The sequence below is a fragment of the Pseudomonas sp. PB106 genome (genome assembly GCF_009764645.1).
In the GTDB taxonomy this organism is placed as follows: Bacteria; Pseudomonadota; Gammaproteobacteria; order Pseudomonadales; family Pseudomonadaceae; genus Aquipseudomonas.
Genome location: NZ_RWIM01000078.1, coordinates 55,941 through 82,515, shown reverse-complemented (window position 1 = coordinate 82,515; position 26,575 = coordinate 55,941). Strand labels below are relative to the sequence as shown.

At 60.7% G+C, this 26,575-nt stretch carries 22 protein-coding genes and 1 riboswitch; of the genes, 11 read left to right on the top strand and 11 right to left on the bottom strand.

From position 1 onward, the window contains the following. Window positions 1–76: 76 nt before the first annotated feature. Window positions 77–1,996 carry a tyrosine-protein phosphatase gene (locus EJA71_RS10260; protein WP_158956523.1) on the bottom strand — a complete coding sequence of 640 codons (1,920 nt, stop codon included), beginning with the start codon at window positions 1,994–1,996 and terminating at the stop codon, window positions 77–79. A gap of 538 nt (window positions 1,997–2,534) precedes the next feature. Between EJA71_RS10260 and EJA71_RS10255 the strand changes: the two genes are divergently transcribed. Beyond that, window positions 2,535–4,040: an EAL domain-containing protein gene (locus EJA71_RS10255; protein WP_256671623.1), complete on the top strand. Its 1,506-nt coding sequence runs from the start codon at window positions 2,535–2,537 to the stop codon at window positions 4,038–4,040. Between the two features lie 23 nt (window positions 4,041–4,063). Here the strand turns inward: EJA71_RS10255 and EJA71_RS10250 are convergent, their stop codons facing one another. After that, a complete protein-coding gene (locus EJA71_RS10250) occupies window positions 4,064–4,300 on the bottom strand; it encodes a hypothetical protein (protein ID WP_158956519.1) in 237 nt (78 codons plus the stop codon). 172 nt (window positions 4,301–4,472) lie between these two features. On the opposite strand from EJA71_RS10250, the gene EJA71_RS10245 reads away from it, so the two are divergent. After that, on the top strand, window positions 4,473–4,916 hold the full coding sequence (locus EJA71_RS10245) for a TspO/MBR family protein (protein WP_158956517.1): 444 nt from the start codon (window positions 4,473–4,475) through the stop codon (window positions 4,914–4,916). After that, window positions 4,913–5,902: an alpha/beta hydrolase gene (locus EJA71_RS10240; protein ID WP_158956515.1), complete on the top strand. Its 990-nt coding sequence runs from the start codon at window positions 4,913–4,915 to the stop codon at window positions 5,900–5,902. Before EJA71_RS10245 ends, EJA71_RS10240 begins: the two co-directional genes overlap by 4 nt. 22 nt (window positions 5,903–5,924) lie before the next feature. On the opposite strand, the gene EJA71_RS10235 is transcribed toward EJA71_RS10240, so the two are convergent. Further along, window positions 5,925–7,025: a polyamine ABC transporter substrate-binding protein gene (locus tag EJA71_RS10235; protein ID WP_158956513.1), complete on the bottom strand. Its 1,101-nt coding sequence runs from the start codon at window positions 7,023–7,025 to the stop codon at window positions 5,925–5,927. Window positions 7,026–7,096: 71 nt separating this feature from the next. Further along, window positions 7,097–7,912, bottom strand: coding sequence for a carbon-nitrogen hydrolase family protein (locus tag EJA71_RS10230; RefSeq protein ID WP_158956511.1), 816 nt, complete (start codon window positions 7,910–7,912; stop codon window positions 7,097–7,099). A 273-nt stretch (window positions 7,913–8,185) separates the two neighbouring features. On the opposite strand from EJA71_RS10230, the gene EJA71_RS10225 reads away from it, so the two are divergent. Further along, window positions 8,186–8,629, top strand: coding sequence for a PaaI family thioesterase (locus tag EJA71_RS10225; protein ID WP_158956509.1), 444 nt, complete (start codon window positions 8,186–8,188; stop codon window positions 8,627–8,629). 3 nt (window positions 8,630–8,632) lie between these two features. Here the strand turns inward: EJA71_RS10225 and EJA71_RS10220 are convergent, their stop codons facing one another. Both EJA71_RS10220 and EJA71_RS10215 read right to left on the bottom strand, forming a co-directional pair. Beyond that, window positions 8,633–9,865, bottom strand: coding sequence for an NADH:flavin oxidoreductase/NADH oxidase family protein (locus EJA71_RS10220; protein WP_158956507.1), 1,233 nt, complete (start codon window positions 9,863–9,865; stop codon window positions 8,633–8,635). Between the two features lie 78 nt (window positions 9,866–9,943). After that, window positions 9,944–10,366 carry a MerR family DNA-binding transcriptional regulator gene (locus EJA71_RS10215; protein ID WP_158956505.1) on the bottom strand — a complete coding sequence of 141 codons (423 nt, stop codon included), beginning with the start codon at window positions 10,364–10,366 and terminating at the stop codon, window positions 9,944–9,946. Window positions 10,367–10,773: 407 nt separating this feature from the next. Further along, window positions 10,774–10,980: riboswitch (cobalamin riboswitch) on the top strand. A gap of 92 nt (window positions 10,981–11,072) precedes the next feature. On the opposite strand from EJA71_RS10215, the gene EJA71_RS10210 reads away from it, so the two are divergent. The 4 genes from EJA71_RS10210 to EJA71_RS10195 are packed head-to-tail and all read left to right on the top strand — an operon-like array spanning window position 11,073 to window position 14,549. Further along, window positions 11,073–13,022, top strand: coding sequence for a TonB-dependent siderophore receptor (locus EJA71_RS10210; RefSeq protein WP_158956503.1), 1,950 nt, complete (start codon window positions 11,073–11,075; stop codon window positions 13,020–13,022). Further along, window positions 13,022–13,381, top strand: a complete 360-nt coding sequence (locus EJA71_RS10205; RefSeq protein ID WP_158956501.1) for a ferredoxin — start codon at window positions 13,022–13,024, stop codon at window positions 13,379–13,381. Before EJA71_RS10210 ends, EJA71_RS10205 begins: the two co-directional genes overlap by 1 nt. After that, window positions 13,378–14,298, top strand: coding sequence for an ABC transporter substrate-binding protein (locus EJA71_RS10200; protein ID WP_158956499.1), 921 nt, complete (start codon window positions 13,378–13,380; stop codon window positions 14,296–14,298). Before EJA71_RS10205 ends, EJA71_RS10200 begins: the two co-directional genes overlap by 4 nt. Window positions 14,299–14,348: 50 nt before the next feature. Then, entirely contained in the window at window positions 14,349–14,549 is a 201-nt protein-coding gene (locus tag EJA71_RS10195; RefSeq protein ID WP_158956497.1) for a PLDc N-terminal domain-containing protein, read from the top strand. Between the two features lie 51 nt (window positions 14,550–14,600). On the opposite strand, the gene EJA71_RS10190 is transcribed toward EJA71_RS10195, so the two are convergent. Beyond that, window positions 14,601–15,824, bottom strand: coding sequence for a zinc-dependent alcohol dehydrogenase (locus EJA71_RS10190; RefSeq protein WP_158956495.1), 1,224 nt, complete (start codon window positions 15,822–15,824; stop codon window positions 14,601–14,603). Between the two features lie 320 nt (window positions 15,825–16,144). On the opposite strand from EJA71_RS10190, the gene EJA71_RS10185 reads away from it, so the two are divergent. Then, complete coding sequence (locus EJA71_RS10185; protein ID WP_158956493.1) at window positions 16,145–16,621, top strand: hemerythrin domain-containing protein; 477 nt, start codon at window positions 16,145–16,147, stop codon at window positions 16,619–16,621. Window positions 16,622–16,760: 139 nt separating this feature from the next. Then, window positions 16,761–18,155 carry a PLP-dependent aminotransferase family protein gene (locus tag EJA71_RS10180; RefSeq protein WP_158956491.1) on the top strand — a complete coding sequence of 465 codons (1,395 nt, stop codon included), beginning with the start codon at window positions 16,761–16,763 and terminating at the stop codon, window positions 18,153–18,155. Window positions 18,156–18,161: 6 nt separating this feature from the next. On the opposite strand, the gene panB is transcribed toward EJA71_RS10180, so the two are convergent. Continuing rightward, window positions 18,162–18,977, bottom strand: a complete 816-nt coding sequence (gene panB, locus EJA71_RS10175) for a 3-methyl-2-oxobutanoate hydroxymethyltransferase (protein WP_158956489.1) — start codon at window positions 18,975–18,977, stop codon at window positions 18,162–18,164. Window positions 18,978–19,259: 282 nt separating this feature from the next. Here panB and EJA71_RS10170 point away from each other — a divergent pair, with 282 nt between their 5' ends. Then, entirely contained in the window at window positions 19,260–20,801 is a 1,542-nt protein-coding gene (locus EJA71_RS10170; RefSeq protein WP_158956487.1) for a class I SAM-dependent methyltransferase, read from the top strand. 55 nt (window positions 20,802–20,856) lie between these two features. On the opposite strand, the gene EJA71_RS10165 is transcribed toward EJA71_RS10170, so the two are convergent. The 3 genes from EJA71_RS10165 to EJA71_RS10155 form a co-directional block, all read right to left on the bottom strand. Continuing rightward, window positions 20,857–22,404: an arylsulfatase gene (locus EJA71_RS10165; RefSeq protein WP_371925659.1), complete on the bottom strand. Its 1,548-nt coding sequence runs from the start codon at window positions 22,402–22,404 to the stop codon at window positions 20,857–20,859. 136 nt (window positions 22,405–22,540) lie between these two features. After that, window positions 22,541–24,019: a DUF1254 domain-containing protein gene (locus EJA71_RS10160; protein WP_158956485.1), complete on the bottom strand. Its 1,479-nt coding sequence runs from the start codon at window positions 24,017–24,019 to the stop codon at window positions 22,541–22,543. A gap of 149 nt (window positions 24,020–24,168) precedes the next feature. Further along, complete coding sequence (locus tag EJA71_RS10155) at window positions 24,169–26,571, bottom strand: RND family transporter (RefSeq protein ID WP_158956483.1); 2,403 nt, start codon at window positions 26,569–26,571, stop codon at window positions 24,169–24,171. Window positions 26,572–26,575: the final 4 nt, after the last annotated feature.

The following is a 26,575-nucleotide window of genomic DNA, read 5'->3' as shown; positions in this document are numbered from 1 at the left end:
TGTGCTTCAGATTGATAGCAACCCAAAGAAGCTGTGGTGTTGGTTGAATTGGGGGTCGCCCTGACCCCCACTTGTTTTAGAACGCGTAGCTGGCCTTTAGGCCGCCGTTAAAGCCGTGGCTGTCGCCGCCGCCGTTGGCGCCGACTTCTGCGCCCAGGCTAAGGGCGCCGAGGTTGGCCATGAGGTTGACGCCGCCGCTGAATTGGTCGCGGTTGTCGAAGGCGGCGCGTTGTTCGATGTCCAGGCCTAGCAGGTGGCTTTGGCTGTCGACCTGGTTGTCGCCGAGTGTGCGTTCGTATCCCACTTGTACGCCGGGCACCAGTTGCCATGCGCCCATCGCCATTGGGGCGAAGGCGACGTTGAGGTTGGCGACGGCGCTGCGGCGGGTGGCGCTGTTGTCGTCGACGTCGAGGGAGAGTTCGCTGCCCTTCTCTGTGAAGCCGTTGAGGTCGAGGTGACTGATTCGGAAACCCAGGCTTGGTTCGAAGATCATGCCGTTGACCGGGGCGCGGTAGCCGAGGGCGACGGTGGCGCCGCTGAGGTTGCCGTGGCTGTCGCCCTTGGCGGTGCCGAGGCCGCCGCCGAGGTCGCGTTTGCTGTCGTAGTCGACGTAGCCGGCGCTGGCGTTGGCGTCGAGGAACAGGCCTTGTTCCAGGCTGGCGAAACCGTAGCGGGCGCCGATGTTGAGGAAGGTGAAGTCGGTGTCAGCCTCGCCCCCCGCGCCGCCGACCGTGCCGTTGCTGTAGCCGAATCCGCCGCGTGCGCTGAGCTGTTCGCTGAAGCGTTGGGTGATGCCGACCATCAGGCCTTGGCTGTGTTCATTGCTGCTCTCGGCGTGGGCCGAGCCGTCGGTGCCGAGGTAGCCGGCGAGCGCGGTGGTCCAGAGGCGGTATTGGCCGACTTTGAGGTCGCTGCCGCTGGCGAACGGTGCGGCGGCTTGTTCGATCATCGCGTTTTGGCGCAGCAGGTAGCTGGCGGCGTCGGCGTGCACCTGGCCGCCGACCTGGGATTCGACACCACCGAGGGTGCCGGCGTCGATGGCCGATTGCAGGTAGTAGTTGTAGGCGCTGTAGGTGCCGGACAGATTGCTGTTCTGCAATTCGCGGAGCAGTTCGGCGCCGGCGGCGGCGTTGCCGATCAGCCCGGCCTGACCCGGCAGGCTGTTGTATTCGACCAGTTTGCCGCGCAGGACGTAGATGGTTTCCTGCGACAGGCCGAGGCCTTGTTTGAGGTAGTTGTCCATGCTGCCGTATTCGGCGGTGACTTCGTCGAGGCCGGCCTGAAGGTAGCTGGCCTGAACGCCGAGCAGTGGCTCATACACGGCGGCCATACTGGCGGGCATCGCTTTCAACGTGGCGGCGACGCGGGCGGCGGTGTAGTCGTTGGTCGCCAGGTAGTTGGCCATGATGGTTGCGTTGTCGACACCGGCGATGCTCTGCAACACGGCGGCGGTCCAGCCAGTGCGGTCCTTGCCGGCGGTGCAGTGGAACAGTTGCGCGCCGTCGGTCGTCGCCAGTTCGTTAAAGAGTTTGTTGAACTGACCGCGCATGCCGGCGTCGCTGACGAAGGCGCGGTTGGTCTGTTCCATCATGGCGATGGCGTCGGCGGCGCTTTTGAAGGAGACCGTGGTGATGTTCGCGCCGGAAGTGGTGCTGCCGATGATGTCGATGTTCTGGTAGGTCGCGCCGCTGATCAGGGTGTCCGGGGTGGCGGCGATTTCGCTGGTGGTGCGCAGGTCGTAGACGGCTTTGATGCCGAGGCCGTTGAGGATCGCCAGGTCTGCAGCGGTCGGGGTCACGGCGTTGGCGCGATAGAACACCCCGGCACGCATGGTGCCATCGTGGGCGGTGGAGTACGCAGTGGTGGTGCCGGCGACATCACGGAAATTGTCCATGCCTTTCAGGCGCGGGGTGTCGAGCAGAACTGGCTCGGCAGCGTTGGCAGCGGCAATGGACAGGCTCAGTACGGACAGCGAACACAGCAGACGTTGGAACACGGTGCAGCCTCATTTCGGTTAGCGTTGGGCTGCCTACTATCTGCACTGAATGGGGACGGAATATGACAAATTCGCGCAGCGCAAAAATGCCTGCGCGAATGGGCCGTGGGGTGCGTGAATTGTCCATCGGGCGATGGCGGTGTGTCAGGCAGTGAGGATGTTGGTTGTGCTGGCCTAATCGCTGGCAAGCCAGCTCACACAAGGAGCTCGGGATTGCTGGAGATGTTGGGTCTTGCCACAAAACCTGTAGGAGTGAGCCTGCTCGCGATGGCGGTAGCTCATTCAGCAATGATGTGACTGATCCACCGCCATCGCGAGCAGGCTCACTCCTACAGGGGATTGTGGGGAGTCAGCGGGATGTTTGATCTACAGCAATACTCACCAACACCGGCAGCGATATTCTGAAATGGCTGAAAACAGCCGTGCTGTGCGCACGTCACAGGCCTTGAGGCCAAGGTGGCGACAAATGAACAAAAAACGCATTGTCTGGAAGAGCATTCTTCTGGGCCTTCCGTGTGTCTTGCTTCCGGTCCTTTTGATGGGTTACGTCGCCTGGGTGTTGAATCTGGCGGCGGCGCAGCAGCGGCTGGAAACCCTTGCCGCCGTGGCGTCCAGCCGCGCCAACGGCACTTTCACTGAAGCCGCCGGGGCGCTGAAAAGCATCGCCGGTTCGACCCTCGCCCCGTGCACGCCCGAGAGCATCGACGAGATGCGCCTGCTGACCATCAATACCCTGTCGGTGAAGTCCATCGGTTACGTCGAAGAAGAGATTTACGCCTGCGGATCGTGGGGCGCGGTCGGCCAGCATGCGACGCCGTGGCAGGAGGATTTCATCACCGCTGACGGCGTGCGCGTGTCCCTCGGCGTGCAGTCGCGCATCGTCGCGGCGAAGCCGATGATGGCCCTGCAATACGCCGCGTTCAATGTGCTGGTCGATCCGCAGCAGTTCCTGCATGTAACCCTCGAAGGGGATCTGCACCTGGCCGTCGGCACCGCTGCCGGGCAATTGGTCAGTGCTTCACGCCCCGGCGCCGAACACTTCCTCGCGCGCGTGCACTCCGGCCCGCACTCGGGGCTTGACGACGGTTACCTCTACACCCTCGTGCACAGCGGCGACTGGGTGGCGATTGCCGCGTTGTCACGTCATGAACTGATGCAAGGCCTGATCCGCCGTGAATTGCTGATGCTGCCCATCGGCGGGTTGCTCGCCGGCCTGCTGGTGTTGCTGATTGTGCGCCGCACGCGCCAACGCCTGTCGCCGCTGGCCGAATTGCAGTTGGCGGTGAAAAACCGCGAATTCGTCGTTCACTACCAACCGATCATGCGCCTGAGCGACGGTGCCTGCGTCGGCGCCGAAGCGTTAGTGCGCTGGCAGCACCCGGACGGCACGCGGGTCTGCCCCGATGCGTTCATTCCGCTGGCCGAGCACAGTGGTTTGATTCTGCCGATCACCGACCAAGTGATCGACAACGTGATGCACGACCTCGGCCCGCTGCTGGTCAAGGAGCGCAGCCTGCACGTGGCGATCAATCTGGCAGCGAAGGACGTCAGCAGCGGCCGCTTCCTGCCGAAACTGGAAGCCGCGTTGCACCGAGCCGACGTACAACAACAGCAAATCTGGCTGGAAGCCACCGAGCGTGGTTTCGTCGAGATCGACGCCGCACGCGCGACGGTCAACCACGCCCGCAAGCTGGGTTATCGGGCCGCCATCGACGATTTCGGCACCGGGTTTTCCAGCCTGCAGCATTTGCAGCAATTGCCGCTGGACGTGCTGAAGATCGACAAATCGTTCGTTGACAACATCGATCAGGATGCCGCGACCGGCACCGTGACCGGCCATATCATCGCCATGGCCAAAAGTCTGCGTTTGCAGATTGTCGCCGAGGGCATCGAGACCGAAGCCCAGCGCGATTACCTGCGCGATCACGGCGTGCATTTCGGTCAGGGCTGGCTGTTTGGCAAGGCGATGCCGGCGGAGGAGTTTTTACGGTTCTACGCAGAGCGCGAGAACGTCGCTGCTAAACGCGATGCCATCGAGGCTTAAGCGTCCACCAGCGAAGTGCCTGGTCAGTTGGTGCGGCTGACCACTCGAATATCCGTCAGCCCTACCCGCTCGGCCTGCTCAAGAATCTGTTCCGGTGTGGCATCGGCGGTGGGCATGACCAGACTGTTCTCGGCGTCACCCAAGTGCAATTCCAGCACATGCATGGCGGCGTCATGGGCGGCCAGTTGCGGCTCTTTGAGTTCGAGCAGGAACGTGCGTGGCTCGCCGTTGAATTTGTATTCGATGTCGTAGGTGTACATGGTGTTATCCGCGTCAGTGAATAGGGACTGAACATCCTGACGCTCCGGTCAGAATTTTAGTTCCCGCTGAATGCCGACGCGGGTCGATTTCATTTTCCCTGCAAACTTTTCGCGCGTCGGGGCGTCCTTTTCTTATAACCCACAACCGGCTGAACGCAGCCAAGGACCGGCGATGACCTTTTTCATCTTTCTTCTGGCCTGCGCCGCAGCGGCGACCACTGGCGTGATGTTCAAACCAGGGCCGTGGTACGAAGGGCTGAACAAACCCGGTTTCACGCCGCCCAACTGGGCGTTTCCTGTGGCGTGGACGATTATCTATCTGCTGCTGGCCTGGGCCGGTTATCGCTTGAGCCTGATCCCCGGCAGTCAAACCGTGCTGGCGCTGTGGGCGGCGCAGATTGCCTTGAACACGCTGTGGACGCCGGTGTTCTTCGGCGCGCATCAGGTGTTGGCGGCGATGGTGATTCTGGTATTGCTGTGGCTGGTGGTCGCGGCGATGGTGGTGCTGGCGCTGCAACTGGACTTGGTCACCGGGCTGATTCTTTTCCCGTATCTGGCGTGGCTGTGTGTCGCGGCGGCGTTGAATTTCTCCATCTTGCTGAAGAACCGCACATGACCGACGCCAATTGGGGCAAGGAAGCGCCGTGGCCGCAGGGCGAGCGCGAGCTGGCGCAGGTGCGCGCCTTCAACCGGAAGCTCGCTTGGCTGCCGCGTTTCAAGATCCGCAATCGCCTTACGCCGCGTTTGATTCAGGCGCTGTTGCGGGTCGGGCAGATCGGCGGCGACAACAAGTTGCGCCAACACGGATTCAAAGCTGAAAGCAAAACGATGCGCGCCGTGCCGGTGCGAATCATCCGCCCTCAAGGCCCGTCGAAAGGCGTGGTGCTGGATTTTCACGGTGGCGGCTGGGTGATCGGCAATGCGCAGATGGACGACAATTTCAACGTCGCCATCGTCAAAACCTGCAACGTCACCGTGGTCTCGGTCGATTATCGCTTGGCAGTCTCGACGCCAATTGAAGGCCTGCTGGAAGACTGTTTGAACGCCACTCGCGCGGTTTTGAGCGATGACGAGTTTCAAGGTCTGCCCGTGGTGATGGTCGGTGAATCGGCGGGCGGTCATCTTGCCGCAGCGACGTTACTGGCGCTGAGACAGTGGCCCGAGATGCTGCAACGCATCCACGGCGCGCTGTTGTATTACGGCGTCTACGACCTGACCGGCACGCCCAGCGTACGCAACGCGCCGTCTGACACGCTGGTGCTCGACGGCCCCGGCATGGTCGAAGCATTGCGCCTGCTCACGCCGGGGCTGACCGATGAACAGCGCCGCGAGCCCAGCTTGTCGCCGCTCTACGGCGACTTCAGTGGTTTCCCACCGGCGCTACTGTTTGCCGGTGAACTCGATCCGCTGCGCGACGACACGTTGATGATCGCCGAACGCTGGCGGCCATCAGCCCCGGTCGAGGTCTACACGCTGCCCTCCTCGCCCCACGGTTTCATCCATTTCCCCACGGCCATGGCGCAGAGCGTGCTCGCGTACAGCCGTGAGTGGATCAGCGCGCGCATCGAGGCGCCGGTCGCGGTTACGCATTCATATCCTTGATCAGGTAACCGCTGGAGATACTTCAAGTGCCGCTTTTGACCTTGCTCCAGACCCGCGTGCGCACCCGTTCGATCTTCAGCGGCAAGGGCTGCGACGGGAACAGCGTGGCCAGGGTCGAGGCCGGTGGGTAGACGTCCGGGTTAGTCCGCAGCTTTTCATCGACAAACGCCAGCGCGCTCTTGTTGCCGTTGGGGTAGCCGAGGTAGTTGGAGCTTTTCGCGATCACGTCGGGGCGCATCATGTAGTTGATGAATTGCATGCCCTGCTGCGGGTGCGGCGCGTCCTTGAGCAACACCAGCGTTTCCATCCACACCGACGAACCTTCACGCGGGATGCGATACGCCAGGTTGCGGCCGTTCTTGGCGCGCTCAGCGTTGGTCTTCGCATCGAACACCCCGCCGGACCACGCCACCACCGCGCAGATGTTGCCGTTGGCCAGATCGGTGATGAACCGCGACGAATCGAAATAGGTGATGTACGGGCGGATTTTCAGCATCAAGGCTTCGGCTTTGGCGTAGTCATCCGGGTTGGTGCTGTCGGGCGGCAAGCCGAGGTAGTGCAAGGCAATCGGGATGATCTCGCCGGGCGAATCGAGCATCGCCACGCCGCACTGGCTGAGCTTTTTGATGTTTTCTTCTTTGAAGATCAGGTCCCAGGAATCCGTTGGCGCTTCGTCGCCGAAGATCTTCTTGATCTGATCGACGTCGTAACCAATCCCGGTGGTGCCCCACAGGTACGGAATCGAATAGCGGTTGCCTGGATCGTTCTGCGCCACTTTGGCGAGAATATCGGGGTCAAGATTGCTGCGGTTGCTCAACTGAGAGTTGTCGAGTTCTTCCAGCACGCCGGCTTTGATCAGGTTGGGCAGCGCGCTATTGGTCACCACGACCACGTCGTAACCACTGCGCCCGACCATCAACTTGCTTTGCATGACTTCGGCACTGTCGAAGGTGTCGAGCACCATCGGTGTGCCGGTTTCCTTTTCGAAATCTTTCGGTGCTTCGGGGGCGATGAAGTCGTACCAGTTGTAGAAATTCACTGTGGCCGGCTGTGCCCAACTGACGGCCGCGGCCAACCCGCAAACGGTGAACACGCCGAGGTGCAGCAAACGCTTGAGTGTCATGGGAAGCTCCTGGCGGATCGGCCTCAATGGGCCGTGCGCCGCGATAGTGTTGTTGTGCGAAACCGCAAGGCTCAGGGGATCAGCAGCGTTCGGCGACCGTCCGGGTGTTCAGTGATTTGCGCGGCGAGCTGCAGGCGTTTTTCGGCGCGATAGTCATACAGTGCGCGGGCCGGGGCGATTTGCGCGAGGTCCAGTTCGACGACATGTCGGCACGCCTCTGCGCCGGCCTCGAACAGGCGCTGACCGAACGGATCGACCACCGTGCTGCCGCCAGCGAACACTTCACCAACGCCCTCGCCCACCCGATTGACCATCACCGCGAACAGCTGATTTTCCTGCGCCCTGGCGGCGACGGCGGTGTGATGCACGTGGCCGTAAGGCTGCATGTTGCCGTCGGTAATCAGGATCAGCTCAGCACCGAGCGCGGCCAGTGCGCAGGCGCTTTCCGGGAACTCGATGTCGTAGCAGATCAATAGACCGATGCGCACGCCGCGCCAATGCACCGTGGTGAAACGGTCGCCGGGCAGCACCAGACCGGGTTCGCCGACCCACAGGTGGGTCTTGCGATAACGCAGGGTCACGCCGCTTTCCGGGGTGATGAACAGCGTGGTGTTGTAGAAGCGCTCGCCCTCGCGCTCGATCAGGCCGACCACCACCGCGACGTCATGCTCGCGGGCGGCGGCGCAAAGTGTTTCAACACAATCGCCGTCAACCGGTTCGGCGTACTGGGCAATGTTGTCGTGGTCGAGAAAACCGGTGAGATACGCTTCGGGAAACACCACGATATCGCTGCCCGGCGTAAGTTCACCGATAGCGCGCAGGACCTGCTCCAGGTTGTCAGCGGTGTCGCCATCGCGACCCGCCAGCTGTACGAGTTCCAGTTTCATTGTCAGACCTTTCGGAAAAATAGCGTCCTGGCCAGGAAGCAGACGGCTCTGTCAAAGGCCTGACAAGTATGCGGATCATGGCAAAACTTCCTATCACGCTGAGTGAGTACCCCCAAAGGGGTAGAGGGCGATCATTGGCATCAAGGGGTATTCAACCCTCTTATAACGCTGCGCGAGCCTTGGGTTTTGTTTGGAAAGCGCTATACCCAGTCTTCACAGGGAAAGCGGCCATTGCGTATGGCCTTTCAAAACCAACCACTCAGGAGCCAGCCCATGAAAGAATTCACCGCCACCAATCCGGATTACGACAAGCACGTACAAATGGCCGTGCTGAGCATGCCGGCGGCCAAATTGCTGGGGTTCAAATTCAATGACCTGAATCCTGGGCATTGCGAGATCGAGCAGGTCACCCGTAAGGAACTGACCCAGCACAACGGCTATTTTCAGGGCGGGATCATCGGGGCGCTGGCGGACTTCGCCGGAGGGTCGGCGGCGGGCACGCTACTGCCGCCGGGCTGGATCAACATGACCACCGATTTCACGGTCAAATTGATCGCGCCGGCAGACGGCGAAACGCTGCTCGCCAGAGGGCGGGTGATTGATGCGTCGACCCACACCACGGTGGCCGCGGCGGATTTGTATGCGGTCAAGCAAGGTCGCGAAACCCTGTGCGCCACCGCGCTGGTGACCCTGCGCAACCTTGCCCTTAAAGGTTGAGCTTCACAGGGATTGCGCGGCCACCCACTTGCGGTATTGGCGGGTGCGCAATGCCGTGCCGATCTGCTGCATGATCAGCGCACGCAACGGCGAAACGTTCGGGTCTGTCTGCCGGGCCTGACTGAGCTTGCGCAGCTGAAACTTGACCACCGCCATGTTGGCCAGCGACGCCATGGCTTTGTTCTTCCAGGTGATTAGCGGCAGTTCGGGGGCACTGTCGCGGCCTTGCAGCCAGTCGCGCGGCAGATTGGGTTCGATGGCCAGCGCCGTGCCGATGCCGACCATGTCCACGCCACTCTGCACGACCATTTCCGCAATCGGGCGGCGACGTACGCCACCGGTGACCATCACCGGCATCTTCGCGACTTTCTGGATGTCACCGGCGAACTCGACGAAATACGCCTCGCGGGCCAAGGTGCGGCCGTCGCGAGCCTCGCCCTGCATCGCCGGCGCTTCGTAGCTGCCACCGGACAACTCGACCAGATCGACGCCCAGATCATTGAGCAGCTCGACCACTTGCCGCGCGTCCTCGGCACTGAAGCCGCCGCGCTGGAAGTCCGCCGAGTTGAGCTTCACCGCCACGGCAAACTGCGCAGAAACCACGGCGCGCACAGCCTTGACGATGTCCAGCAACAGCCGCGCGCGGTTTGCCAGCGAACCGCCCCACTCGTCCGTGCGCTGATTGGTCAGCGGCGACAGGAACTGGCTCAACAGATAACCATGGGCGGCGTGGATTTCCACCCCGGTAAACCCGGCCTGTTCACCGAGTTTCGCGGTGCGGGCGAAGCGCTGGACAACATCGGCGATCACTTCTGCGCTCATCACGTGGGGCGTGGTGAAGTGTTTGGACAGGCTGCCCAGGTTCAGCGGCACCGCCGAGGGCGCCCAGGTTTTCTGTCCGAGATTGGCCTGCATCTGCCGGCCCGGATGATTGATCTGCAGCCAGAATTGCGCCCCGCCAGAGCGACCGACCTGGGCCCACCGCTTGAACTTGGCCAGTTGCCGATCGTCTTGCAGCACCACGCCGCCGGGCCCGGTCATCGCCCGGCCATCGACCATCACGTTGCCGGTGATCAGCAGACCGGCACCGCCGTCGGCCCAGGCTTGATACAGACGCAGCAACTCAGCGGACGGCGCCTGATCGGCGTCGGCCATGTTCTCTTCCATGGCGGCTTTGGCGATGCGGTTTTTGATGCTCGAACCGTTGGGGAGCAGCACGTTGTCGAACACGTTCATGAGGAGTCCTCGATTGGGCGTGGGACAACCATAAGATTAAAGCCAACTTTAAGGTCAAGGGCTTTTTACCGAGTCCGCTTATTTCGCCGTGACGTCATTCTCTTCGCGCATCTGGTTGATCAGCAACTGCGCGTTGTCCGCACAACCGACATCGGCGGGTTTGCTCTCTATGCCATGGATGACCCGCAGCAACTGCGCCTTGTTGTGCGCCAGGCGTTGTTGGAGGATTTCGATTTCTTCGACTTTGCGCTTGAGCCCGATCAGCATCGATTCCTGCTGCCAGTCCTGCGCGTTCACCGGCAGCAACTGGCGGATTTCTTCCAGCGAGAACCCCGCCGATTGCGCGCCCGTGATGATCTGCAGAATCCATTCGGTTTCCGGCGCGTAATCCCGATAACCATTGGCCTTGCGCCCGACCGATTTGATCAGACCGCTGGCCTCGTAAAAGCGGATACGCGAAGGCGCCAACCCGCTGAGTTTTGCCAGTTCACCGATTTTCATGTTTCACCCGAGTAGCGATTGACCCTGAAGCGGACTTTAAACCTTCAGGGCCAAACGACCAATGCTGGCGAACATGGACTCTGTGCACCCACCAGAAACCTGTGGGAGCTGGCTTGCCAGCGATTGGGCCAGCACACCCAACATCTCCATCACTGACCCACCTCCATCGCTGGCAAGCCAGCTCCCACAGTTTTTGCGAAATGCCACCCATCCCAGCCACACCAAAAATCCTCTGGGAGCTGGCTTGCCAGCGATTTGGCCAGCACACCCAACATCTCCATCACTGACCCACCGCTATCGCTGGCAAGCCAGCTCCCACAAGTTTTGCGAAATGCCAACCATCCCAGCCACACACGCCCCCCTAACCCTGCAGCCAGGCAAGTTGACGAACGGTCTGTCGGATGTTCAGATGCCGGCCTGTTTCAGGTGCCCCCTGCCGCCGTGCTTGGGGTGAAACGGGAAACCGGTAGGTTCTTTTTGAACGAGTCCGGTGCTGCCCCCGCAACGGTATGCGCGTGATGCTTTCAATACACCACTGTGGCCAGACGGCCATGGGAAGGTGAAAGCCTCGATACGCGCGAGCCCGGAGACCGGCCTGGAATTTCGTTTGGCAAAATCCTGCGGTGGGCGGGCATGGGCCGGTGTCGGCGTGTGCGCGATGCCTTCTCCTGCATGCTCTTCTGCGAAGATCCTTTTCGAGAAGACAATGATTCGACGTTTCAACACCTCTGTTCCAACCCTTCTGTTCAGCTGTGTGTTCAGCTGTCTGTTCAGCCCTGCTCTGCTGGCCGATGACGCACCGCTGGAACTCAATCAGCAAATCGTTTCCGCGCCTTCGGTCGAGTCCACCACCGTCGCCGAGATGGCGCACTACGGCAGCAAAGTCGAGATCGTCACCCGCGAGCAGATCGAGCGCGCCGGGGCCAGTGCCGACGTCAGCCGCGTCATGCAGATGTTCATTCCCGGCCTGTACGTCGCGCCGAAGAATGGCCCGTTCGACTACGGCACCTATTCGCTATTGGGCGGACGCAATGACGACACGCTGATCCTGCTCGACGGCGTGCGCCTGAATAACCGTCTGTACGGTGGCCTCTATCTCGACACCCTGCCAGCCAACGCCATCGAACGCATCGAAGTGCTCAAGGGTGGGCAGAGTCTGTTGTTCGGCACGCAAGCCGTCTCCGGTGTGATCAACATCGTCACCCGCAGCCCGCAATCGCGCAAAACCGCCGGTGAAGTGAACGTCGGCGTCGATACGTTTGGCGGCACCACTGAAGATGCGCGGGTCGAGAATATCTTCAGCAATGGCTTCGGCGATCTCGGCTTGCTGGCGTACGTCAGCCACAACGTCTCCGATGGCTACCAGCCCTATCGCAACAGCGAGATGAAAAACGTCACCGAGAAGAATCGCGCCTACGAAGTCACCACGTTTGGCGGCAAGGCGATTCAGTCGTTCGGTGATGATTCGCGGCTGGAATTGTTCTACCAATACGCCGACGCCAACCTCGATTTCGCCCGCCCGGTCGACAACCACAAAACCACCAACGACCGCGTGCAGCAGATCGCCACGGCGACCTTCGAACAGAACGTCAACGAGCGCCTGAGCTACTTCGTCAAAGGCCACATCAACGATTGGGACACGCGCTACACCCGCGTCAACAACGTCGAAGGCGGTGGCACTAAAGTCATCAACCACAACGACTACTGGGGTTTCACCGATTGGGGCGTGCAGGCAGAAGGCAAGGCTGAATTGTCCGGCGGGCATGTGCTGGTGTTCGGCACCGACAACCAATGGTTCAAGGGTCAGGACGATGTGCTGATCATCGACAACGACAAGGCCGAAGCGCACGCGGTGTACACCCAATTGCGCCCGCAAATCGACGCCCTGCCCGACTGGCACCCGAGCATCGGCATCCGCCACGAAGCCATGGGCGGCGGTGATAGCGCCACGGTCGGCATGCTCACTTCGCTGTACGACCTCAACGACAACTGGGCCCTGCGCGGCCAATACGGCACGGCGTACAAACTGCCGAACGCCGAGCAACTGTTCGTCAACGAGCCGGGCGACGAGATCGGCAATCGCAATCTGAAACCGGAGAAAAGCCGCAACGCCGAACTCGGGGTCGACTACAAAGGCTTGCTGCTAGAACGTGAATTCAGCGCCAGCGTGACCCTGTTCAAGCGCAAGATCGACGACCTGATCACCCTCGACGACGTGCAGTGGGTCAACGGCGACGGCCAGATCCAGATGCGCGGTTTCGAGGCGGACGCCAAACTCGCGCTCAACGATCAGTGGAGCCTGCAAGCGGACATGACCCGCAACCTCACCGAGTCCCGCGCCGGCGTCACGATCAATGACATTCCGAGCTTCTTCGCCCGCTCGCGGGTTGGCTACGAGTCGGAAAACCGTATGTGGGGCGCCGGCGGTGCGATCCGCTATATCCGCGATGTGATCAGCTCGAAACAGGTCGAGTACGGCCATTATTCGGTGGTCGATGCCGACACCTATCGCTACCTCGACAGCGCCCACCAACATCGCGTGAGCCTGTTGGTCGAGAACCTGTTCGACCGCGATTACGTCACCAGCCGTTCGAGCAACGTCGACAACCTCGGCCGGCCGTTCACCTCCGAATTGCGCTACACGTACCGCTTCTGATGAGCGAAATCATCCAGGTCGACGGCGTCGACACGCACCCGGACTGGTCGCATGTGCCCGAGCATGCGCGCCACGTATTCATCTGCACCGGCCCGCGCTGCACCCAGCGTGGCGCCCAGCAGTTATGGAAAACCTTGCGCCGGCATCTGCTGGCGCACGATCGTATCGAGACGCCCGACGGCGTGTTGCTGACCCGCACGCACTGTCAGTTTCCGTGCAATCTCGGGCCGGTGCTGACGGTGTACCCCGAACGGTGTTGGTATGGCGTGCACAGCCATGACGACGTACAGCGGCTGGTCGAAAAGCATCTGCTCGGCGGTGAAGTGGTCGCCGACCTGCTGATCAAGGTTCGACCATGAGAGCGCTCATATATGGGCTTTGCGCCCTGCTCTGTTCATCGCCGGTCTTTGCCGACAGTTACCGCAACTGCGGGGAAAACTGGCGCGCCGCGCAACCTTCGCGCATCGTCGCGCTGAATCAGCATGCTGCCGATCTGGTGCTGGCGTTGGGCGCAGGTTCGTCGCTGGTGGGCGTGGCGTATCTGGATGACACCGAGGCCGGTCAGCGGCCATCGGCGTATTTCGGCGTGCCCGTGATCGCGCGGCAATACCCGGCCAGCGAAGTGCTGTATGCGCAGAAGCCGGATCTGGTGATCGGTGGGTTTGCCACGGCGTTTGGCGATGGCGTGACGTCGCGCTCGGGGCTGGCGCGCAATGGCGTGGGTTCATATCTGCTGGAATCCGCTTGCAACGGGCATTCGCTGGATTACTTCGGCCATGTGCGCAACGACTTGCTGACCCTCGGCAAACTGCTGCACAAACAGCCACAGGCACGGCAATTGAGCGAAGCGATGGACGCCGATCTCACCCGCGCCCGCGCTCTGGCCAAGCCCGGCAAACCGCTGTCAGTGTTCTACCTCGACAGTGAAGTCAAAGGTCTGGATTCGGAAGGCTCGCGCGGTTTCGTCACCACACTGTTGGCCGCCGCCGGTGCGCGCAATGTGTTCGCCGACCTCAACCAGTATCGCGTCACGGTCAGCCGCGAAACCCTGCTGGTCAGCGACCCCGACGTTATTCTGTTGGCCGACGCCGACTGGTCGCCCGCCAGCCGCAAACGTTACCTGCTGAACCACGACCCGGTGCTCTCGCAACTGCGCGCCGTGCGTGAGAACCGCCTGATCGACATACCCTTTACCCACCTGCTGCCCACCGCTGCCAGTGGCCGTGTGGCCCTCGACCTGGCCCGGCAGCTCAATGCGCTGGATAAAAAGAAATGAACCCGCCGCCACTCACGCCGCCTAACGCACAGACCATCAGGAGGTAGCCAATGCAAATCGAAACCGTGTGGATCGTACTGGCGGCAGTTCTTCTGCTAATCGAACTTTGGGCCATCAATCGGGTGCGCAAGAGCGAAGGAAAATCGAGCAACAAGGGTGTGTGGATCGTGTTGATCGTGTTTGTGCCGTTGTTTGGCTTGATTGCCTGGGCGTTGGCGGGGCCGAAGCATATCAATCATCGCTCGGCGTAATGCCCTCGGCGCGGGGCTTGCACTCGGCAAAGCCCCGTCCGATCAGGTTATTTAGGCGGGCACCAAGGGCGGCATTTCTTCCATTTGCGCTAATGGCACATCACTGCTGCCGGGGGTCAGAATGACCTTGCGGCAGTTTTCTTCTTTCTTGTCGAAAATCCGGTAACCCTCGGCGACCTGCTCCAGCGACATCCGATGAGTGATGATCGCTTCGGGCTGCAGCCGTCCGGTTTCGATGTAGTCGAGCAATTCCGGCAAATAGCGCTGCACATGGGTCTGGCCCATCTTGAAGGTCAGGCCTTTATCGAAGGCATCGCCAAACAGAAATCCATGAATGAACCCCGAGTACACGCCCGGCACGCTGACCACGCCGCCGCGACGCACGGCGGCAATGCATTGGCGCAACGCCTTGCCGCTGCTGCCCTCGAGCTTGAGCGTGGCGAGAATGGTTTCCGTGGTGCTGCCCTTGGCCTCGAAGCCAACCGCATCGACCACCGCGTCCACGCCACGACTGCCGGGCGTCTGGCGAATAATGGTGTCCGCCGGGTCATCGTCGTCATCGAAGTTGATTGGAATCACGCCGTAGGTGCGTTGCGCGTAATCGAGCCGGTACGGGTGGTGATCGACCATGAAAATCCGCTCGGCGCCGAGCATTTTTGCGCATGCCGCACTGAGCAGTCCGACCGGCCCTGCGCCGTAAATCGCGATGCTTGAGCCCGGGCCAATGCCGGCATTGGTCACTGCTTGCCAAGCGGTCGGCAGGATGTCGGAGAGGAACAGCACCTTCTCGTCAGACAGCGTCCCCGGCACCTTGAACGGCCCGGTATTCGCCTTGGGCACGCGCACCAATTCCGCCTGACCACCGGGAATGCCGCCGTACATGCGGCTGTAGCCGAACAAGGCTGCGGGCGGCGGAATGATCTTTTTATTCATGGCCCCGCCCGGGCCGCTGTTGGTCGTTTCGCAGGCTGCGTACAGCTCTTGCTGGCAGAAAAAACAATCACCGCAGGCAATCACAAATGGAATCACCACCCGGTCACCGCGCTGTACCGCCGTCACCGCCGACCCGGATTCCTCGACCACGCCCATAAACTCATGGCCGAAAATATCACCGTGCTCGACGGTCGGAATCTTGCCGCGATACAGGTGCAAGTCCGAGCCGCAAATCGCCGTGGCGGTCACTCGCAGGATGATGTCGTCGGGCGCTTCGAGTATGGGGTCCGGGACGGTTTCGACTCTGATGTCATGGGCGCCGTGATAGGTCATTGCTCGCATGGTGAGTTCCTCATTCGCTTGAGTGAAATGCCTGCTGTTCTCAATACGGCAAAGCAATGCGAAAACGAGTTCAGAAGGCTTTTGCAGATTCGGATCAGCGGCGCCCCCAGCGCGGCAAAGCGGTGATCTGCACTGCCGGCAACACCCTGTTCATGCAGGCTGCACGAAGGCTTTTTGCCCGCATTCACGTAAGCCCTTGATCCATAGCGACAGAACGTCAGGCATGAAAATGGCACAACAAATGCGATGGATTGAGAGCATTCACAGCGCCGAGAGACAACGCGCCTGTGTTCACTCCGTGACAGCAGAGGCCACTCAACATGAACGCCATCGACCTTCTCAAAGCCGATCATGCAAAAGTCAAAGACATCCTTAGCCAACTGAGCGACTCGACGGAGCGGGCGCTGAAAAAACGCGTGGAACTGTTGGGCAAACTGGAAATGGAAATCTCGATCCACACCCGCCTGGAAGAGGAAATTCTCTACCCCGCGTTCAAGGAAGCCGGCAGCAAAGAGCAGGACATCATGTACTTCGAGGCCAAGGAAGAGCACCGCACCGTCGACTCTCTGGTCCTGCCCGACCTGAAACTCACCGACCCGGGCACACCGGAGTTTTCCGGTCGGGTGAAAGTGGTCAAAGAGCTGCTTGAGCACCATATCGAAGAGGAAGAAACGGAGATGTTCCCGCAAGCGAAAAAGCTCCTGGGCAAGGAAAAGCTTGAAGAACTGGGCCTGCAGATGGAGGCCATGAAGGCCAGTTGCAAGAAGGAAATGGCCGCTGGAAACATGGCGGCGTAACGCTGCAAATCCAATATCGCCCGGCGCTTGCCGGGCTTTTTATGGGCGTAGAACACGTCTTTTGCGCAATGTAGTACCGTTGGCCCGCAGCGGCAGAATTTGATGAAAAACATCAGGCCGACAATCAAGGAAGACTGCATTGACGAAACACACCGATAGTTCGTTCGCCTATCAAGCGGTCTACCACTACCTCGTCGGTCTGATTGATACCGCCCGTGGCGAGCGCGAGCAAAAGCTGCCATCCCTGCGCGAACTGGCGCTGCGTCTTGGCGTTTCAGTGTCGACCACCAAATACGCTTATGCCCTGCTCGAAGATGAAGGCCGGATTCACGCCAAGGCCCGGTTCGGCTATTTCACCCGAGAGGCGCCGAGCCCAGCGTTGAGTGCCCGCTCGGAGAGCCTTCTCGACACCGTGTTCGCCAGCGCCCGGCAGCCAGGCATGCTCGCCCTCAGCAGCGATGCCCCGGCGCTGTTGTTGTCGCTGCAAGGCCCGCTGTTGATGATCGAACGCGAACTGGCCCGCCAATATCCACAAGCTCACACACCGCTCTATCAGTCACTCGGCGAAAGCGAATTGCGCAGCGTTCTGGCCGAACACTACACCCGCTCCGCTCGCTGCTATTGGCAAGCCGACGACGTCTACATCGGCGCCGATCTGCGCAGCGTGTTCGAGTTGTCGCTGAATGCCTTGAATCTTGGCGGCAGCGTTGCGCTGGTGGAGTCGCCCTGCTCATGGGCGATTCTGCGGGCCTTGCAGACAGCGGGAATTCGCGTGATTGAAATGCCTCTGGGAGACGACGGCCGCTTCGATCTGCCCGCGCTCGGCGTATTGCTTGCGCGCGAACCGGTGCGACTGGCGGTGTTGTCCTCTACAGTGAATATGCCCCAAGGCACGCTGATGCCGGCGCAGGATAAACAGCAGATCTGTAAATGGCTGGCCGAGCGAGAGATCTGGCTGTTCGAAAACGATACGTGGGGCGAAGTATGTTTCTCGCCCTCACCCGCGCGTTATCGGGATTTTGCCGACCCGGACAAGCTGCTGGTGTTCTCGACGTTCGACAAAATCATCGGCCCCGAAGCCCCTTACGGCTATGTCCTGTGTCGGCAGCACGGCGAGCAATTGCAACGATTGTTTCAGCAGCGCGGCTTTCGTCTGTCGCCGACTCGACAGAAAGCCATCGCCCGTCTCTACGCCTCAAAGCGCATCGACCAACACCTGAAATCCCTGCAGACGCTGCTGCTCCAGCGCATGCGAAAGATGCAGGCCCTGCTGGAACAGCACGGCGACGGCCAGTTTGAAGTGACCGTCCCCCACGGCGGCGCGAGTTTTTGGCTCAAGGCTGCGCGCCCGGTGGACATGCGCCGCGTGTTCGAACGCTTGCTGGCTGAGCGGATCGTCATCGCACCCGGTGAAATCTTCAGCCAGCAAGGCGCCTGGCTGCAGCATCTGCGCCTGAGCTTCACCCTCGATTGGGACAAGAACATTGGCCACGCCGTGAAAACACTGGCGCAGGCGATCAAGGCTGAGAGCTAGCCAGGCCTAGAGTCCGTAGCAATGCCGTGCCTCAGGGAAGCGACCCTGGCGCACTTCGTCGGCATAACGCTCGCACGCCTCACGAATGACCCCGCCAACATCGGCGTACTGTTTGACGAACCGTGGCGCTGGCTCACCGCCCAGGCCGAGTACGTCTTCAGTGACCAGCACCTGACCATCGCACGCCGGCGAGGCGCCAATGCCGATCGTGGGCATTTTCGAGTCTTCGGTGATTTGTCGGGCCAAACCTTCCGCCACCCCTTCCAGCAGCAAACTGAACGCGCCGGCTTCAAGATTGGCGCGGGCGTCTTCGGCAATCCGCGTACCGCTTTCAGCGGTCAGCCCCTGCGCTTTGAAACCGCCCATGACGTTGACGAACTGCGGCATCAGCCCAATATGCGCCATGACCGGAATGCCCCGCGCCACGAGAAATTCAACGGTCGGCGCCAAGGCTGTGTTGGCCTCAAGCTTGACCGCATCACAACCGGTGCGCGCCAACACCTGAGCGCAATTGCGAAAGGCTTGCTCGGGAGATTCCTGATAACTGCCAAATGGCATGTCGGCGACCACACAGGCTAGCCGCGTACTGTCGACCACCGCCCGCGTATGACCGATGATTTCCTCAAGGGTCATGCTCAGCGTCGAGGGCCGACCGTAGCCAACCATGGCCGTCGAATCACCGATCAGAATGAAATCGACGACGGGGTCGATCAACTTGGCGATGGCGCTGGAATACGCCGTGAGCGAAACGATTTTCTGCTGGCCCTTCATCGCAACCAGTTGCGGCACCGTCAGGCGTTTGGTGCGGGTGTGCACGCTCATGAGGGCCTTCCGGAAACGATGGCTCGTGAACGGATATCAATGCGTAAAGCTTCCATACAATGCCCAAACTCCAAGGATTCGAGCCGTCGATTATTGGTCTATTGCTGTAGCTTTCAATGTACAGATTGGCGTAAAAAAGCAACCCAGATGCCTTGGCATCGAGGTGAAATATCTCATGGACCCTATCGAATGGTTTGATCCTGCCGACAACACTCTGATGGACAGCGCCAGATTGAACGAGGCCAGTCCAACCCCTCATTTTTGATGCAAGAGGCTGCACCTATGAGCAACGCCTGGAACGAAGGTTATTTCACCGACGAAGGCTACACCTACAGCTATAGCCGGGAAATCAATCCGGTTTTCCAGCGTTACTGCCTGTTGTTGCGCGGCTACTCCAGTCTGGACAATCCCGACGGCTACCACTGCGAGCTCGGTTTTGGTCAGGGTGTGTCGATCAACATCCACGCCACGGCCAACCCCGCAGCCTTCGTCGGTACGGACTTTCATCCGGGTCAGGCGGCCCACGCCATTGAACTGGCGGAACTCAGCCACAACGGCGCAAAGCTGTATGACGACAGCTTCGAGCAACTGCTGGCGCGCCAGGATTTGCCGCAGTTCGACAGCATCAGCCTGCACGGCATTTGGAGTTGGGTCAGCCGTGACAACCATAAGCTGATCGTCGAATTTGCCCGCCGCCACCTCAAACCGGGTGGACATCTGTACGTCAGCTACAACGCGCTGCCGGGCTGGTCGCCTTCAGCGCCGTTGCGCCAACTGTTCAGCCTGCACGACCGTTTTGCCAATCACTCGACACGCCCGGATCAGCGCATCGATGCCGCGTTGCAGTTTTCCGAGGCGCTGCTGGCGGCCAACCCCAAGTACGCGATTGCCGCGCCGCACCTGGGCGCCAGGTTGAAGACCATCAAAGGCCAGGATCGCCAATACGTCGCCCACGAATATTTCAATCGCGACTGGAACTGCATGTTTTTCGCCGACATGGCCGATGCGTTGGCCCCGGCCAAGCTCGACTACGTCACGACGGCGGTGCCGATGGACTCGGTCGATGCGCTGAACCTGAGCGCCGAAGGCCTGGCCTTCCTCGACGGTATCGAGCATCCGATCATGCGCGAACAAGCGCGTGACTATTTCGTCAACCAGTCCTTCCGGCGCGACCTGTACGTGCGCGGTGCCAACCGCCTCAGCGCCGCCGAGCGCCGCTCGCGCATGCTCAAGACCCGATTCATCCTGATGCAGCCGGCAGAAAACGTCGCGTCCAGCGTCACCGGCCCTGCTGGCGAAGCGTCGCTACAACCGGAAATCTACGGGCCGGTGCTCAACGCACTGGCGGGCCAGACGTATGAAGCCAAAACCCTGCAGCAGCTGCTCGCCGACGTCGCGCCGATGGCTTATGACGATCTCGAGCAAGCCATTGCAATCTTGATCGGCATGGGCGCCGTAGCGCCTTGCCAGAGCGAAGCCGCCGAGGCGCTGGTGTACGAGCGCTGCGCCGCGTTCAACCTGCAACTGTGCAAACGCGCGCTGTTCAACGCCGACATTCAGGTGCTGAGCAGCCCGGTCACTGGCGGTGGTGTGGCGGTCAGCCGCTACCAGCAACTGTTCCTGATTGCGATCCGCCAAGGCAAACAGCATCCGGCGGAATGGGCGCAACTGGTGTGGAGCGTCATCGCCGAACAGAACGAAGTGCTGCTCAAGGAAGGCAAACCATTGACCACCGCCGAAGCCAACATCGCTGCGCTGACCGAACAGGCCCAGGCCTTTGCCGAGCAGTCGCTGATCGTGCTGAGCGCTTTGAAAATCGTTTGATCGGGGTGGGTGGTGCATGGATGCACCGCCCGCTGCAACCACCCTCCTCAGCTCATCACTGCGCCTTGTACTGCATGAATTTCTCCATCATCTGATCCACCGTAAACGTCGCCGGGCGCTGGCGCGGCGGGAACTGCTGGAAGGTGCTGAGGAATTGCTGCACCCGCGCCATGGCCGGCAGGCCGACGACGCCGACTTTCTTGTCCCACCACTGGTTGTAATTGTTCGAGTCGGTGTCGGCGCGCTCGTACGGATCGCGGCGCAGGTTGAATACCTTGGGGATGCGCAGTTCGACAAACGGGTCGCGCCAGACGTCGAACTGATGAGCGCGCTGCTCAGCGAACACCAGTTTCCAGTCACCGTCGCGCACGCCAAGCAACTTGCCGTCATCGCTGAAATAGTAGAAATCGGTGCGCGGGCCCTTGTCTTCCTGGCCGACGAGATACGGCAGGAAGTTGTAGCCGTCCAGATGCACTTTGAAGTTCTTCATGCCGGCCTTGTAGCCTTTGAGCAACTGCTCCTTGACGTCATTGACGCCGGCAGCAGCGAGCAAGGTCGGCATCCAGTCCTGGGCGGACATGATTTGGTTGGAAACCGTGTCGGGCTTGATGTGGTTCGGCCAGCGCACGATGGCGGGCACGCGGAAACCGCCCTCCCAGTTGGTGTTCTTTTCCCCGCGGAACGGCGTGATGCCAGCGTCCGGCCACTGGTTGAAGTGCACGCCGTTGTCGGTCGAATAAATCACGATGGTGTTGTCGGCAACGCCCAGTTCATCGAGTTTCTTCAGCAACTGGCCGACCTGGCCATCGTGCTCGAGCATGCCGTCGTTGTACTCGCCCTGCCCCGACTTGCCCGCCACTTTGTCGCTGATGTGCGTGTAGTAATGCATGCGCGTGGAGTTGTACCAGACGAAGAACGGCTTATCGGCCTTCACCGCTTTGTCCATGAAGTTGGTCGAGGCGGCGAGGAATTCCTCGTCGATGGTCTCCATGCGTTTTTTGGTCAGCGCGCCGAGGTCTTCGATCTTGCCGTCGGCGCTGCTGCGGATCACGCCGCGCGGCCGGAACAGCTTGTCCATCGCCGGATTCTTGGTCCAGTCGGGGTCTTCCGGGCCTTCTTCGGCGTTGAGGTGATAGAGGTTGCCGAAGAATTCGTCGAAACCATGGTTGGTCGGCAGGTATTCATCGCGGTCGCCCAAGTGGTTCTTGCCGAACTGGCCGGTGACGTAGCCCAGCGGTTTGAGCAACTCGGCGATGGTCGGATCTTCAGGCTTCAAACCGGTCGCGGCACCGGGAATGCCGACCTTGGTCAGGCCGGTGCGCACCGGATGCTGGCCAGTGATGAAGGCCGCGCGCCCGGCGGTGCAGCTCTGTTCGCCGTAATAGTCGGTGAACATCACACCTTCCTTGGCCAGGCTGTCGATGTTGGGGGTCTGGTAGCCCATGATGCCGTTGCTGTAACGGCTGATGTTGGTGATGCCAATGTCATCACCGAAAATGACCAGGATGTTCGGTTTGTCGGCCGCCATCGCCGAGGACAGTCCCGCCGCCAGCAAGGCCAGCGCGCCGCACCACCGCTTGAGCGTTACGCTCGTCGTCATCATCCCCTTACCCCTTTTCTTATAGTTGTTGTGCTTGATCTTCAGTGCAATTCAGCGCCTGTAGGCTGCCCTGAGAGGCGCGCCGGAACTTGGCATTTGGCGACAGATCTTTGCCATTTGCCGCCACGGCGCAAATGGGTCACTTCACTTGGGCCACGCCCGGCGGTGTCCACTCACCGCTCAAGACCTGCCGTTTGGGCCAGTAGGTACGGATGGTCACTTCGAACTCGCTTTTCGGCGCTGGCAACCAGTTGGCTTCCTTGTCCTTGCCCGGCGAATCGTCCTGGATATACAGGGTCAACGAGCCATCGGCGTTGGTCTGCATGCTTTTGCTGTTCTTGGTGCCGAGGGAATAACGATTGATCGCGTTGGGCGCGAAGAAGTGCTGCGGGTCATACAGGGTCAGCGACCAGAAACCATCGGCCGGCGGCGTCTGGCCTTTCGGGAACGTCAGCGTGTAGCGATGATCGCCGTGAAGGCGCTGGCCTTTCTCATCGACTTCGAGGAAGAAGTAGCGCGTCTCTTCGGGCTGATTGGTGTACATGTTCGACTTGGCCGTCGCCGTGCGACTGAGATAGTCATTGCCCCAGCGCGCCACGTTGGTCGGCGAGTTCCAGCCATTGGCCAGGCGCGAGCCGTTGGTGCGGAACGAGAACAAGGGCGCGACGACTTCTTCTTCGGTCTTGACCGCTGCCTTGACGATGGCGTCCTTGATTGCCGGGTCTTTCGCGGCGGCATCGAGCAGCGCGCGTATCATCGCGTAGCGGCTTTCTTCGCCGGCCAGCGGCGGAACCTTGGCGAGGACTTCCGGCAATTGCTCGAAGAATTTTTCCGGGATGACCCAACGGGACTCTGCAGCGCTTTTCTGCACTTGCGGGAAATGCGGGGTGGCTTTCCAGTCTTTGGTTATGGTTTTGCCGGTGTACTTGCTCAACGGGTAGACCACCACTTGATTGAGCACGGCCTGCACGGCTTTGCGATCTGCGTCGCTGTCGTCGAGGAAGGTACGCGGGCCGACGGCAACCAGTTCGGTGGGCGACTTGATGACCGCCGTGATGCCTGCCGGCACGCTGCCCTTCCAGTTCGGCCCGACCACCAGATAATTGCCGGGCTTGGTCCCGTACTGTTTGCCCAGTCTGGAGAATTCCTCGCTACGGGCGTCGTAGAGCGCGTAGACCCAAAAACGATCACCGAAGTCCGGCACCTGCAACACCATCGGATCGTCGTCGGTGGCGCCATAGCCAAAACCGTAAACCACGTCCTGGTTAGGGTGAGCGATCCAGCGTTGTTCGGGCGATATGTAGTCGGTGAGCATGCTCACATAGCCCGTTGGCGCGGCCGGCAAAATGCCGCCGACCAGACCCGGCTCCGGCGCCCTGGAAAACGAAGTGCGGCGGTTGAACGCGTTGACGATGGGCCAGCCCCACAGGTACGCATCCTGGGCAATCACACTGGCGCTCGACGGGGTAATCACGGTGCCGGCGGGAACGCCCGGCACTTGCGACGCGGGTTTGCCGGCAGAGTTTTCACTGGCAGGGCTTTCACTCGCGTGGATATTGGCGGCCATCACAGACGCCAGCGCTACCGCGAGCAATGAATGGGTCAGTGGATTTTTCATTGGGTTCAAACTCCGTTTGGATGATGGGCAGACGTGCTGACTCGACCCGACAATAAAAAATTGATCGCTGCTTCGAGCGTGGGGAAAAAGGGCCCGGCTCAACAATGAGCCGGGCCTTTCGGCAAGGATTCCGACAAGCGTCGATTCGCTCAGATTTTTGGCGTGGGTTGCGCAGCGTTTGCCTTGGGCAGCAACCAAGCCGCCAGCGCCGGCAATAGCAGGATGGCGCCGAGCATGTTCACCAGGAACATGAAGGCCAGCAGGATGCCCATGTCCGCCTGGAAATTGAGGTTGGAAAACGCCCAGGTGGCAATCGACAACGTCATGGTGACCGCCGTGAACACCGACGCCGTGCCCCGCTGTTTCAGCGCTTCGACAAATGCCTCGCGCAGGCTCAATCCGCCTTCGTGCATCTCGTGCTTGATCCGCTCGAACAGGTAGATGCCGTAGTCCACGCCAACGCCGACACCCAACGCGACCACCGGCAAGGTGTTGACCTTGACGCCGATCCCGAGCAGCGCCATCAGCGCATTGCACAGCACGGTGACCAGCGCCAGCGGGATGATCACGCAGAGGGTGATGCGCCAGGAACGGAACATCCACAGACACAGCAGCGCCACCGAGGCGAACAATGCGCCGTTGACCAGTCGATCTCCGGCGTGCACCACTTCGTTGGTCGCGGCCATGACGCCGACGTTGCCAGAGGCCAACTCGAAGGTGACGCTGTCGTTGTCATACGCCGCTTTGAACGCCTTGATCTTGTTCATCAGATTGCTGATGGTGTCAGCCTGGTGATCGCGGGTGTAGATCGACACCGGGATCGCGTTGCACGCACTGTTCATGTACTCGGTGCCGACCCGCGTCGCGAAGCCGACGCCTTGGGCGATTTGCGCAGTGGGTTCGGGCAGCACTCGCCACTTCAGGTCGGTTTCGGCGTAAGCCTGAGTGATATTGCCGACGAAACCGGCCAGGCTGCGCACCGATGACACGCCGTCATCCTGCCGCAGGTACAGCTCCAGCTCACTGATCGGGTCGAGCACTTCGCGCTTCACGCACGGTGTTTCGTCGCCCTGCGCCTTGACGATCACTTGCAGCAAATCGACGCCAATCGCGAAGTCGCGGGTGATCGCGGCCACGTCCTGGTTGTAGCGCGAATCCGCGCGCAGTTCCGGCACGCCGGCGCCGATGTCGCCGACATGCAGTTGCCGCGCCTCCCACAATCCCCAACCGAACAACAGCGCTGCACACAGCAACGCCCACGCCGCACCGCGCCGGGTCGCCAACACACCGAGGCGTTCCCACAGGCCTGCACCGAGGGTTTCCTTGCCGCGCAGTTTTTGCGCGTCCGCCGCCGACAAACGCATGAACGACAACAGAATCGGCAAGAGCATCTTGTTGGTGACGATCATGACCGACACGCCGAGGGTCGCGGTGATCGCCAGTTCGCGCACCATCTCGATGTCGACCAGGGCAATCACCATAAAGCCCAAGGCGTTGGCGAGCAGCGCCACGGCGCCGGGCACGAAGAGTTTCTGGAAGCAGTTGCGCGACGCCGTGACGCCGTCCGCGCCGTTGAGGGTTTCCAGTTTCCACGCGTTGGTCATCTGCACCGCGTGGGACACGCCAATGGAGAAGATCAGGAACGGCACCAGAATCGACATCGGGTCCAGCGTCAGTTTCAGCAGCGGCAACAATCCGAGCAGCCAGACCACTGGCACCATCGCGCAGATCAGCGCCCAGCCGGTCAACATCAACGAGCCGCAATACCAGTACAACAGCAGCGCGCTGATGACGAAGGCGATGACAAAGAACACCAGCACATCGGACGCGCCCTCGGCGATGTCACCGATGGATTTGGCGAAACCGATAATGTGAATGCTGATGTCGGGGTTCTGGTTGTCCTGACGAATCTGCTCGAGCTTTTTCGCCACCTCCTGCAAATCCAGACGCTGGCCGGTCACCGGGTCGGTCTCTTGCAGGTTGGCCACCACCATCGCCGATGACAAATCATTGGAAACGATGCGTCCGACCCAATCGGATTTAAGTGTGCGCTCGCGCACCTGCGCCACTTGCTGCGGTGTGCCGGCGTAGCTGGAATCGACCAGGTTGCCGCCGGTGAAACCGTCTTCGACCACTTCGGTGTAGCGCACGTTGGAGGTGAACAGCGAGGTCACCGAACTGCGCTCTACGCCATTGATGAAAAACACTTCGTCGGAGACTTTGCGCAACGCGGCCATCGCTTGCGGAGTGAAGATTTCGCCCTTGTTGCTCTTCACCGCCACCAACACTTTGTTGGCGCCGCCGAAATCCTTCTGATACTCGAGGAAGGTCTTCATGTACGGATGATGGAGCGGGATCATCTTGAAAAAACCCGCTTCGATCTTCAGATTCGTGGCGCTGTAGCCCAGCGCTATGGTGAGCAGAATGAACAGCGCCAGCAGCGGTTTGCGCTGATGGAAAATCCAGTAGGAGACTTTGCCGACCAGCCCTTGGGCAAAGTCCTTGCGCTTCATCTGCGCGGCATTCGTCACGTACTTTTCCTGAATGCTCATGGGC